An 11,813-nucleotide genomic window follows, 5' to 3' on the forward strand; every position below is an offset into this window, starting at 1 on the left:
CTTGCAGATGACACTAAGCGTTGCATCGTCCATGAACGATCAACAGTTCGGCAAGCGGGCGCGAGGATCGCGTGCAGGGGCCGTTCAATGGCCCCCGCGGCGGCGTCCGGCGCCCAGCTTGCGGGTAAGGGTATTGCGGCCAAGGCCCAGGCGGGCCGCGGCTTCGGCACGGCGGCCGTGGGTGATCTGCAGCGCGGCCTCCAGCAGGGCATGGTCGACCCGCTCGCGCACCTGCGCGTGCAGCCCTTCCACGCCTTCGGCCAGCTGACGGCGTGCCCATTCGGCCAGCAGCGCTTCCCACTGCCCTGGATCGGCGCTGGTGGTGCTGCTGCGACGACCGCGCGTACGGTTGAGCGCGGTATCGACGTCGGCCACGCCGATGGTGTCGGCGGCCGCCAACGCCGCCATCCGCCAGCACACGTTTTCCAGTTCGCGCACGTTGCCCGGCCAGTCGTGTTCGCGCAGCGCCTGCAGTGCGGCCGCGGTCAGCCGCTTCGGCGGCGTATCCAGCTTGCGCGCGGCGGCGGCCAGGAACGTACTGGCCAGCTGTGCGATGTCCTCGCGGCGCTCGCGCAGCGGTGGCAGCTGCAGGCGCACCACGTCGAGGCGGTGCAGCAGGTCGGCGCGGAACTTTCCTTGTGCAACCAGCCCTTCCAGGTCCTGGTGGGTGGCGGCGACCACGCGCACGTCGACGCGGATCAGTTCACGGCCACCGACGCGGAAGAACTCGCCCTGCGCCAGCACGCGCAGCAGCCGGGTCTGCAACGGCAGCGGCATGTCGCCGATCTCATCCAGGAACAGCGTGCCGCCATCGGCCTGCTCGAAGCGGCCGATATGGCGGCGCTGTGCGCCGGTGAAGGCGCCGGCTTCGTGGCCGAACAACTCGCTTTCCAGCAGCTCGGACGGGATTGCAGCGGTATTGAGCGCGACGAAGGGCCCCTGCGCGCGCGGTGATTCGCGATGCAGCGCATTGGCCACCAGCTCCTTGCCGGTGCCGGTCTCGCCGGTGATCAGCACCGCCAGCGGTGCCTGCGCCAGGCGACCGATGGCGCGGAACAGCGCGCGCATCGGCGGGGTATCGCCCACCAGTTGCGGCGGTTGGTCGCTATGCGCTTCGGCCGCAGGTGTGGCCGCCGCCAATGCCGGTGCGACGGCCGGCAGCACCCGTTGCGCCAGTGCCACCGCATCGTCCAGATCGAACGGCTTGGACAGGAATTCATGCGCGCCACCGCGGAACGCGCCGGCCGTGCTGGCTACATCGGTATAGGCCGACATCACCACCACCGGCAGCTGCGGCAGCGCGGCCTTGAGCTTGTCCAGCAGCACCAGGCCATCGTCGCCGGGCATGCGCACATCGGTGAACAGCAGCGCCGGTGGCGGGCTTTCGCTCAACGCCTGCAGGGCGGGTGCGGCGCTGTCGAAATCGAGGACCTGGTAGCCCGCCTCGCGTAGCGCGGTGCACAGCACGAAGCGCACGGCCCGATCGTCATCGACCACCCAGATGCACTGCGGGGACGAAGAGGACTCAGACATCGCGCGGGACCTCCTCGGCCGGGGCGGCGCCGCTGACGATCGGCAGCAGCAGAGTGAACACGGTATGGCCCGGGCGCGAGCGGTAGGTCAGCGTGCCGCGATGCTCGCGCGCCACCTGCTGGGCCAGCGCCAGGCCCAGGCCAGTGCCTTCGGCACGGCCACTCACCAAGGGCAGGAACAGGTGTTCAGCCAGTTCCTCGGGAACGCCACGGCCGTCATCGGCGATTTCCAGGCGCAACGCCAGCGTGTGCAGCTGCTCGGCAATGCGCACGCCATGCTCCACGCGGGTGCGCAGGGTGATGTTGCCGGCGCCGGCCTGGATCGCGTTGCGCACCAGGTTCCAGACCGCCTGGGTGAGGCGGTCGGCGTCACCATGGAATTCGGGGATGCTGGGGTCGTAGTCACGCTGCAGGCGCACCGCCCAGCCGGCTTCGCTCTCGGCCAGGCGCAGCACGCGTTCCAGCGCGGCATGGATGTTCAGTTCGGCATGCGGCGCGGCCGGGGCCGGCGACAGCAGCTGGTCGAGCAGGCCGTTGAGGCGCTCGATCTCCGAACCGATCAGTTCGATCAGCTCACGTTCGCCGGCGTCGCGCTGAGCGGCACGCCGCGCCAGCAGCTGCGCCGCGCCCTTCAGCCCGGCCAGCGGATTACGCAGTTCGTGGGCCAGCCCCTTCAGCGCCGCGCTGAGCGCGCTGGGCAGCGCCTGGGTGGGATCGAGTCCTGGGAACTCATCGACCGGATGCGCCTCCAGCAGCCAGCCGCCATCGTCGCGGCGGCTCATCCAGCCCTCGGCGAAGCGCGGCGCCTCGCCGGGCACCGCCAGCGCCAGCCGGTTCAGGCGCAGGCTGTCGCGCTCGTCGCGGGCCAGGAAATGGGCCAACGCCTCGCCCTGCACTTCCAAGGCGACCAATGGCCGACCCAGCAGGCGCCGGACGCTGACGCCCAGCCAGCGGGCGAAGGCCGGATTGCAGCCGGCAATGCAGCCATCGGCCCCGGCCCAGGCCAGCGGCGTGCCCAGGGCATCGAGGGACGGCGGGGGTGCGGGGTCGGACATTGCACCAATGTAGTGCAAAACGGGGGTCCGGGGTCGGATCCCATTCCGTCAGGAAAGGGCTCTGACCCCTGCCGCAGGTCGAGCAAGCTCGACCACTACCAGATGCGTGGCCGGTTACAGCTTCATGTTCAGGCCGACGAACACGCTGCGGCCCGGGGCCGGCGAGAACATCGGGCGGGCGCTGTCCCAGAAGAAGCTGTCGTACCAGGCGTAGGCGTACTGGCGGCCGGTGACGTTCTTCAGCTGCAGGTCCACGCTGAAACGCGGGGTGAGCTGATAGGCCGCACTGAGGTCGAGCACGGCGAAGCCACCGAACTTGCCGGCCACGTTGCGTTCTTCCAGGTAGTAATCGCCCTGTGCACGCGCCTGCAGGCCCAGCCGCAGCGCATCAGCGGCGCGGTAATCCACACCCAGATTGCTGATATGGCGCGGGGTGGCAGCCACTTCGCGGCCCTGCAGGGAAATGCCGGCATCGCGGTCGTCGCGGGTGATCTTCGCTTCCTGGTAGGCGTGCGAGGCCCATACCGTCCAGTCGTCGCCCAGTTGCAGGCTCAGCTGCGCATCCACGCCGCGTCGGCGGGTCTTGCCCAGGGTGACCGTGGTGCCGGTGGCCGGCATGTTGGATACCTCGTTTTCCGCGTCCTGCTGCCACACCGCCAGGCGTGCCTGGCTGCCGGCAAACGGCTGGAATTTCAGGCCCAGCTCCATGCCGGTGTTGGTGGACGGCTGCATCGGTGCCTGCCCGGGGGTGAGGTAGGCCGGCGCGGTGGACCCGGTCAGTACCTGGAAGGTGCGGCCCCAGTTCGCGTAGACGTGGGTGGTCTGGCCCAGGCTGTGGATGACGCTCAGCTTGGGCTGACCGATGGTGCCGTAGTCCTGCAGGCGTCCGCGGACGCCATTCATCAGGTGCGTGCTGCCACTGAAGCGATCGATACGATAGGCCGGCACGATCTTCCAAGCCTCGACCGGCTGGTAGACGGCCTGCACGTAGGCACCCCAGTTGTCGAAGCTGTGGCGATCGTTGTTCTGCACCCGCGCCGGCGGCTGGCTGAAATCGGTGGGTTCGGCGTAGGCGTAGCGCTCGCGGATATAGCCGTTGTCCTGCTGCTCGTAGTTCAAGCCGCCTTCGAGGGTAAGCGCTGGGCTGGCCTGCCAGGTCAGCGTGCTGAACAGGCCAGTCTGGCGCTCATCCCACACGCGGCGCTGACGCGGCAGGTTGCCGGTGGGCAGGTCGCTGAAGGTCACGCGGCGGTCGTCTTCATAGCGGTTGTAGTAGAGCCGCGTGCCGAAGGTGAGTGCGTCGGACAGCTTCAGGTCGACGTGCGCGGCGATCTGCCGCATGTCGCGGTCATCGCCATCATTGCCGTTGCGCAGCTCGCTGCCACGGCGGTGCGTGCGCAGTTCCTCGGCGGTCATGAAGCCGGGTTCGTCGGCCTCATGGTGATAGGCGCGCGCCGTCAGGCCCACGCGCAGCCCTTCGTCCAGCGTGCCGAAGAACCACTTGCCGCCCAGCGAGTACTTCTTCGAGGTGTCGTGGTCGCGATAGCCATCGCTGGCCTGGGTGCCAACAAAATAGTTCTGCGCGAAGCCATTGGCTTCGCGGCCAACCGCCAGCTGTGCATCACGGGTGTTGTAGCTGCCGTAGGCCAGGCGCGCATCGGTGTAGCTGCCGCCCTGACGCGTACCGAAGTTCACGTTGCCACCGATGTTGTGCAGCCCATAGCGCGGGTCGTTGGTCCCGCGCACCACTTCGATGTAGCTGATGTCCAGCGGGAACAGCATGTCGATGAAGCGCTGGTTGCCACTGTTGACGTTGCTGGGGATGCCGTCGATGAGGGTCTTGATGGCGTTGAGGTAGCCCTCGCCGTTGAAGGCGCGGAAGCTGACCTTGCCCGATTCGGCCCCCTGCCGCGTTTCGGTGAGCTGGATGCCGGGCATCTGCCCCAGCAGCTCCCAGCTGTGCGAGACGTTGCGGTCTTCGATCTGGTCCGCGCCGAGCACGTCCACCGAAGTCAGCACCTGGCGCGCGCTGAGCTGGCCTTCGCCATGCTGGTGCACCTGCACCTTGCCGAGGGTGAGCGCGGCATCGGCGGACTGTGCGAAAGCTTCAGGGGCGAACGGAGCGGCCGCGAGGGCGGCCACAAGGGTGGGAGTCTTCATGGGAAGGGGCGGCTGCGGTGAAATGTAATCATATAACATTTCACATGCCCGCTTTTGCAGCGTCGAGCAAGGCTCGGCGCTACAAGGGCGGGTGCCGGGGGCTGGGATTACACCGGGTAGCCGGTGGCTTCCCGTGCCTTCTTCCAGGCGGCTTCGAATTCACGCGCGGAGATTTCGTCGTCCTCGTCGAAATCCAGGAACGACACTGGCTGGTCGGCCAGCAGGAAGCGGTCGTCGCTGTAGGCCTGCTCGTCGGCCCAGACCATCCTGGTGCCGTAGATTTCCACCTGGCGCACGATCTTCTCGCCACGGGCTTCCATCAGCACGTTGCCCTTGCCCAGGCCCGATTCGGCCCAGTGCTTGTAGTACTTCTTTGCGGCGGACTTCGCGCCGGGTTTTGCGTTGTGCTTTGCGTAGGTCATTGCAGGGGTCCTGGCCGCAGGCGCGGCCGGAAAGTTCGGAATGGCGCCATTATCAGGCATCCGGGGTCAGAGCCCTTCCCTTTGGAAAGGGATCCGACCCCTGCTGGTTCAGTTCGGCAGGGGCACGCCCTTCGGCCACAGCATCCAGATATTGCCCTTCTGCTTCATGTCGCCGGCCAGCTTGCCGGCGGCATCGCCGCTGCCCCAGTACAGGTCGGCGCGCACCTCACCGGCGATGGCGCCGCCGGTGTCCTGCGCGGCCACCGGGCGCACCACCGGGGTGCCGTCCGGGCGCGTGGTGGAGAGCCACAGCAGGCTGCCCAGCGGCACCACGCTGCGGTCCACCGCCACGCTGTAGCCGGCGGTGAGCGGCACGTTCAGCGAACCACGCGGGCCTTCCGGGCTGTCCGGGTTGCGCACGAAGAACACGTAGCTGGGGTTGCTGCGCAGCAGTTCCGGCACGCGCGCGGGATTGGCCCGGGCCCAGGCGCGGATCGCGTCCATGGTGACGTCTTCCTTCTTCAGCTGGCCCTGGTCGACCAGCCAGCGCCCGACGGCGCGGTAGGGGTGGCCATTCTGTTCCGCATAGGCCAGCCGCACCTGCTTGCCATCGGCCAGGCGCACGCGGCCGGACCCCTGGATCTGCAGCAGCTGCAGGTCCATCGGGTCGGTCAGCCAGGCCAGCACCGGGGCGTTGGCGCCCTTGGCCGCGATGGTGCCGGCGTCGTCATAGGGCTTGAGCACCTTGCCTTCGACGCGACCGCGCAGGCGCTTGCCCTTCAGTTCCGGGTAGAGGCTCTCCAGCTGCACCACCACCAGATCATCGGGAGTGCCGTAGACCGGCACCGTCGCCTTGTCGGTGCGGGTCAGGCTGCCGGCATAGATCGGCTCGTAGTAGCCGGTAATCAGTCCGTCGGCCTGGTGGCCACCGGCACGCAGCGCATAGGCATCAAGGTCGCGCTGCAGGAACTGGCGGATCGCGGCCGGGTCCTTGTCTGACACTGCTGCGGCGGTGGCGCAGGGTCTGGCCCAGACCGCATCGTTCTTCAGGCGGGTGCAGCTGCTGCGCCAGGCAACGAAACCGGCCTGCAGATCGCTGTTGGAGACCGCTGGCAGGGCTTTCCAGTCGACCCTGGCGTAGGTGGCCGCCGGCGGTGAGGTCGGCGTGGGCGCTTCGGAACCCGTGCGGGGAGCGGTGGTGGCGCAACCGGCGAGCACCGCCGCTGCCAACAGGGTCCAGTGCCTGCGCTTGAAGAAGGTAGCGGAATCGATCATGCCGCCATGGTGGCGGGCCGGCCGCTGGGCGGCAACCCAGCGCGGGGCCAAGCGTTCATGCGCGGGGTCACGGCGTCTGCAGCAGCAGCGAGTACAGGATGCGCGCGTCTTCGGCATCCAGCGTCTTCGGCAGGTCGTCGCGGCCACGGAAACGGCGGTGGAAGGCGGCGACGGTGGCCTCGCGGTTGTCCAGCGAATAGCCAAAGCGGGCCAGCGCATTCCACGCGTCGAAACCCTCTGGCGCAGCACCGTCGGCCGCGCGCGGCCACACGCCAAAGCCGGCCTCGGCCAACTGCTGCCAGGGGAAGAAGCGGCTCGGATCCTGCTTGCGCGTCGGCGCCAGATCGGCGTGGCCAATCACCTGGCGCGGCGGGATGTTCAGGCGGGTGGTGAGGTCGCGCAGCAGCAGGATCAGTGATTCGATCTGCGCCGCACTGAACCGGCTGCGGCCATCGTTGTCGAGCTCGATGCCGATCGAAGCCGAGTTGAGATCGGTGATGGTGCCCCAGCGCCCGGCACCGGCGTGCCAGGCACGGCGCTCATCGGCGACCAGTTGATAGCGATGGCCATCGGCGCCGATCAGGTAGTGCGCACTGACCGGCCCACCACTGTTGGCGGTACGCAGCGTATGCAGGCTCTGCTGCACCGACTTCTGCTCGGTGTGGTGGATGACGATGATGAGTGGCGTGCGCGCGTTCTGGTTGGGTGACGGCACCCAGGTGGCGAGCGGGTTGTGCTGCACGGGCGCGGTGGCGGTGCAGGCCGTCAGGGCGAGCGCCAGCAGTGCGGAAACCAGAAGGCGGGGGCTGATCATGGACGGATTGTAACCATGGACTGCAGCAGTCGTTCGGCGCGAAGTGCCGATCTCCCAGACACCCCTTGGCCCTGAAACCGGATATTCGACAACCACAATTCGCCTAATGACCCGCACGAGCCCATAGAAACAATTGCACGCAAACACCTCGCCCGACACTAGACACAACCCCACTCTCCAATGACAACCAAAATAATCAAAAACCCACAACCTCAATCAGACCACAAAGTACCAATCAGTATCCGCAAACAACCAACATCAAACTATCACTTCAAACACCAATTCATCCCTGAAAAGTGTAAGTCTTGAAACTTCCGCAATGGACGCAAGGTCTCTCCGGGTCGTCGCTTCGCGAACTACTCCCGATATGAGGATCTCATCAAAGTATGAGGAAACACCACCAACCCATCCCCCCACTGCCTCATCAAGCAACCTTTCGAGACCAGGTGAACACACATCCATCCTAAGATCAGAAAATTGATGATCACGACTATCCACCAGAAAGCATTCCCTACCACGAACAACAAGAAAAGCCCTCAACGAAACCACACTTCCATACAGAGCCGTAAAATCAATGCAAGAGAATTTTTCGAAACTATCCGACATTAAAAGCCACCCACTTTCCATTAATAATTTCTTCGCCAGAGAATTTTCTTCCAAACTCATCATCGCAGTGCTTCAGAACTGCCCGCCTTCGCACCCTTCCCGAGGCCTCCGCTCCCTTCGATTATGGTAACAGCGCCATATTTTCGAAGCAGTACCTTCGAAAGTCCAAGCCCCAGCTCAGCTGATGATTCCTTCGAGAAGAGGCCGTACTGATCAATCGTCCTGTCAAGATTCCCGGCCTACTCCGCCAGTGCAGCTACAGTGTGTTCTTGAGGCAGGATATAGACCGGCTGGAGCCCCCACTCTCAAAAATCAGCTCACGATAGGCACGTCCGTTCAGGGAGTGGCCGAACGAGGAAAGCGCCTCGCTACTGTGACCAAGTTCATCGAACAGCCCAAGCACTCCGGGCCACGAGCCGTACTTGTAGGAGACGGCCGCATTGACAAACACCTGACACGCAGGGCTCGACGAGTTCGCGCTACACACCGATAGCAGCCCGTAGTCCATTCGCTCCGACAGTTGCTTAACAACATCACGCACCGTCTTCTGGCATGAAGTGTCGCCGCCGCACTCGTCGAGCTGCTGCTTCATTGCACGAGCCTGTTCTTCCGCAAGGAAGTTGTTCTCAACCGAATTCTTGGCAATCCCCGCATTCAACGTGATCCCAGCCAGATCCTGCGCTAACAAGCCACCCGCCAGTACTCCGACCGCGTGCGACAGCGCCAGCGCCACCTCCTTCTGTTCCGGGCTCAGCTTGGCGGGGTTTCCGCCGGTCAACGAATTGGTCAGCACTCTCGCGGCCAACTCGCCGCCGGTCGCGGACACCGCTTCGGTTCCCGCGCTGCCTCCATTGGCTTCCGCCAGCGGCGCACCCAACACCGTATGCGACAGAAAGTGCAGAGTCGCATTGGGATCGCTGCCGTGGCTCGGGTCCAGCTTGCTGCCGATGAAGTAAGCGGCATATGGCGCCAGTGCATTGGGCGCGACCTGACCAGCGCCCTGTCCCGCCACACCACTCACCAGCGCCGTCGTCACTGCGTTCAGTGCACGGTTGTAGTCATCGAGGCGCCCCACTTCCCCGCGCCGCTGTATGCCTGGCTGTCAGCCGCCGCCACCTTGCTGCGCACAGGCACCCGATTCCATCGCCCTCAATCACAGGCCGTGTTGACCTTCATCATTCGTCCAATCCGCGGCCAGATCAACATGTAGAAGGCACCCGCGGCCAACCCAATGAAAAGCATGATGCCAGCGCGCCTGGGAGCCCACTCAAGCCAAAAGGAAGGACTGGTCCAGACCTTTATCCAAGCGCCAGGAGAGAAGGCACCCTCGAACGCGAGCCACGCCAACAAGGCACAGACTGGTGCAGCTACAACATGGCGAGCTTTGAGCCGCGGAAGAAATTTATCCACAAGCATAACCCCAGGCACACCGAAGATGAGGCCCAACACAGCAGCTATGGCGCAAACCAGCGATGCGAAAATTGCAGCCTGCGAAAGACTGCCTATCCGATAACTCAGCGGAATGCCTATGAATAAAGCCCCTCCAAGCGCGGAACTGGCAATCACGGACACAATCTTTGCCCCCAACTCACGCTCACTCACTGGCAGACCTCCACCATCTTTCCATCAGGGCCCCGGTAGCTCATGCGTTTCTGCCTCGAGGGAAAAGTACTCCAAAGCCACTGCAACTTGCCAATTTCGCTACCAATATCGCGCGTACTGGAACTCCACACTTGTCTATCGGCCCACGAATTCTAGTTGAACATTGGACTCGAACCCGTACCCCAGCCTCTGGTTGAGACTGAGAATCCACCGGATCCATTCGTATGCACCTGTCGGATCACAAAGCCCGGATCCAATGCATGTGCTCCAGGCACCGTGATGTTGATCAGACTACTGGTGCTCGGATCGATGAGGTGCGTTACGTAACCCGTCGGGTCATCCCGTCACGCTCCGGACTACTGCAAACCCAGAAGCGCTTTTGCGCGGCGATTGAACTACAGATACTCCTCATAGGAAAGATCAACCTTGTCACTCAGGAGAATGTAGACACCACTCGCTGTCAGTTCCACCTTATCAACCTTACCTTCAAGGCGGGAGGAAACCTCCTCGGGTCCAAATCCAAGTGCGTCGCTGCAAAGCCGGGCATCCCAGAACTGGGCAGGGTACATCGTCAGGATGTTCTTCCTGCCGTCGAAATCCTTGACTCCAGCAGCTTTCAGATCCTCAAGGGTTGGCCCCTCTCGGCCCACACCGTCCTGATAGTCCATCGAATGCATGCCGTACGTGACCTTCACTCTGTACGCACCGAACGCCTCGGCAACAGAAGCGACGCAGTTCGTCAGAACGCTCGGATAGTCCCGTGCCTTGTTGCTGCTTCTGAACCCATACAGAGTGATCTCGTCCAACGCAGCCACATCCGCGTAGTCGTACCCGGTCCCCCTGAAAGCGTATGTACCGATGATCGACAGACCTTTCAGTCCAGTCTTGATCTCATAGCTTGCCAGCAATTCTCCTCCACAGTCGGGTACAGGCGGCAGCTCGAGAGCATGGAATCCCAATGGGCACTCGATTGCCGACATCCTATCCATGACATGGAGATGCCTCTCGGCAATCGAGATGGCTCTGTCAGGCCGTGCCTGAAGATGGATTGCAATGCCCTCAGTACTCACTGATTCCTCGTCCTCACAGAAATCACATCATCCATTCCATCCGGCGTGTGCGCGTTCTGGTTCGGCGACCACACCCAGGTGACGAACGGGGTGTGCTGCACCGGCGCGCTAGCCGCGCAGGCCGCAAGGGCCAGTGCCAGCGGTGCGGAAACAGGGAGGCGGGAACTGATCATGGACAAATCGTAGCCAGTACACTGGCGATTGACAGAAGCGCGATCGACCACTTCGTCATCTTGCCCACATTGCTCATATCGCTACTGCCGAGCTGATTGAACCTGTTTCATTCATATGGAGTCTGCACTTGCCGGACGCCGATCACCCGAAGCACCGCTGCCCCCCCCCTTGGCCCTGAGCGGATATCCAGCAGGAAGTGAAGTACGTCGCGGAAAGTCCGAAAACAACCAACGAACAAATAAGCAAAATAGTTCAGGACGCCCGCAGCTGCGGTGCCGCATGAAGCGCACGATCGCCACGATACTCAGGACAGGTAGGGTGACCAACCCAAGCATGAGGATACAGCGAACCAAACCCCACAGTAGATCACATGGAATGAGTGCCACCACGCGCATCTGACCGCAGCGGAGGGAGCTGATTCGGAACTCAGAATCGAGGAAGACAATCGCCCCTGCGACCAAGCACGCCGACCAGATGGATAGATACATACCCATAACAGGTCGGTAGCGCCACGCATTTTGTCAACTTTCCATGTACTGATTGATTACTCATTCAGTAACAGGATCGTAGACCGCACCAACCACCCCAGCCTCATCCAGGCGACGCCTCACCTCTTCACTCACGATCAACGCGCCCATGAATTTCTCGATTCGGAAAATATGCCTCGCGCCGATCCTCTCTCGATCGACAATGAGTTTCGTGAACGCCCTGTACTGACCCGCGAGATCCGGTCTGACCGGATCATCCTCTTCAAACTTCATGAAATCGGAACGACCTTCGTCTACGCAGTCAACGCGCGTCTCCACGATCAATACAGAGTACTCGCCACGAACATCCTGACCCTCGATGATCAATGGTTCGACAACGACATTCATATAGGGCTCATCGAACTCAGGCAAGCCAACAAGCGCATCTCGAAATCTCGCACTTACCACTGGAACACTTGCATACCCGGCAAGAGAGTAATCGACCTCAACCCCACAATTCACGAGATCAAGGCTGTAGGTCCCAGGTTCCATGAAGTTGACGGGAGGATCTATGAAGAGCCAGTTATCCACATGATTGATATTCCCTAGAGTCCATCGCTCTGCAATGCTCATGTC

Annotated in this window: 11 protein-coding genes; all 11 read right to left on the reverse strand. The window is 63.2% G+C overall.

Translation table 11 applies throughout. The features are described from left to right. Window positions 1-84 precede the first annotated feature (84 nt). The 11 genes from ntrC to AC5P8Y_RS14290 all read right to left on the reverse strand — a co-directional run bounded on the left by ntrC (window position 85) and on the right by AC5P8Y_RS14290 (window position 11,810). Entirely contained in the window at window positions 85-1,533 is a 1,449-nt protein-coding gene (ntrC, locus tag AC5P8Y_RS14240) for a nitrogen regulation protein NR(I) (RefSeq protein ID WP_033834614.1), read from the reverse strand. After that, on the reverse strand, window positions 1,526-2,587 hold the full coding sequence (locus AC5P8Y_RS14245) for a two-component system sensor histidine kinase NtrB (protein WP_033834635.1): 1,062 nt from the start codon (window positions 2,585-2,587) through the stop codon (window positions 1,526-1,528). Before AC5P8Y_RS14245 ends, ntrC begins: the two co-directional genes overlap by 8 nt. Before the next feature lie 114 nt (window positions 2,588-2,701). Beyond that, window positions 2,702-4,747 (reverse strand): TonB-dependent receptor, encoded by a 2,046-nt coding sequence (locus AC5P8Y_RS14250; RefSeq protein WP_049402858.1) that lies wholly within the window; start codon window positions 4,745-4,747, stop codon window positions 2,702-2,704. Between the two features lie 107 nt (window positions 4,748-4,854). After that, window positions 4,855-5,169: a hypothetical protein gene (locus AC5P8Y_RS14255; RefSeq protein ID WP_495202029.1), complete on the reverse strand. Its 315-nt coding sequence runs from the start codon at window positions 5,167-5,169 to the stop codon at window positions 4,855-4,857. 108 nt (window positions 5,170-5,277) lie between these two features. Further along, window positions 5,278-6,444, reverse strand: coding sequence for a murein transglycosylase A (gene mltA, locus AC5P8Y_RS14260; RefSeq protein WP_049402885.1), 1,167 nt, complete (start codon window positions 6,442-6,444; stop codon window positions 5,278-5,280). 67 nt (window positions 6,445-6,511) lie between these two features. Continuing rightward, window positions 6,512-7,258 (reverse strand): N-acetylmuramoyl-L-alanine amidase, encoded by a 747-nt coding sequence (locus AC5P8Y_RS14265; protein WP_033834611.1) that lies wholly within the window; start codon window positions 7,256-7,258, stop codon window positions 6,512-6,514. 258 nt (window positions 7,259-7,516) lie between these two features. Next, the gene (locus AC5P8Y_RS14270; RefSeq protein WP_141097868.1) at window positions 7,517-7,924 is read right to left on the reverse strand and encodes a hypothetical protein; all 408 of its coding nucleotides are present in this window, start codon (window positions 7,922-7,924) and stop codon (window positions 7,517-7,519) included. 196 nt (window positions 7,925-8,120) lie between these two features. Then, window positions 8,121-8,939, reverse strand: coding sequence for a VENN motif pre-toxin domain-containing protein (locus AC5P8Y_RS14275; protein WP_053451608.1), 819 nt, complete (start codon window positions 8,937-8,939; stop codon window positions 8,121-8,123). A gap of 74 nt (window positions 8,940-9,013) precedes the next feature. Next, on the reverse strand, window positions 9,014-9,466 hold the full coding sequence (locus AC5P8Y_RS14280; RefSeq protein ID WP_033834609.1) for a hypothetical protein: 453 nt from the start codon (window positions 9,464-9,466) through the stop codon (window positions 9,014-9,016). Between the two features lie 395 nt (window positions 9,467-9,861). Then, the gene (locus AC5P8Y_RS14285) at window positions 9,862-10,536 is read right to left on the reverse strand and encodes a hypothetical protein (protein WP_033834608.1); all 675 of its coding nucleotides are present in this window, start codon (window positions 10,534-10,536) and stop codon (window positions 9,862-9,864) included. Window positions 10,537-11,258: 722 nt separating this feature from the next. Further along, window positions 11,259-11,810 carry an imm11 family protein gene (locus AC5P8Y_RS14290; protein WP_197572800.1) on the reverse strand — a complete coding sequence of 184 codons (552 nt, stop codon included), beginning with the start codon at window positions 11,808-11,810 and terminating at the stop codon, window positions 11,259-11,261. Window positions 11,811-11,813: the final 3 nt, after the last annotated feature.

The sequence above is a fragment of the Stenotrophomonas sp. YJH_SMC_12-1 genome, assembly GCF_059370935.1.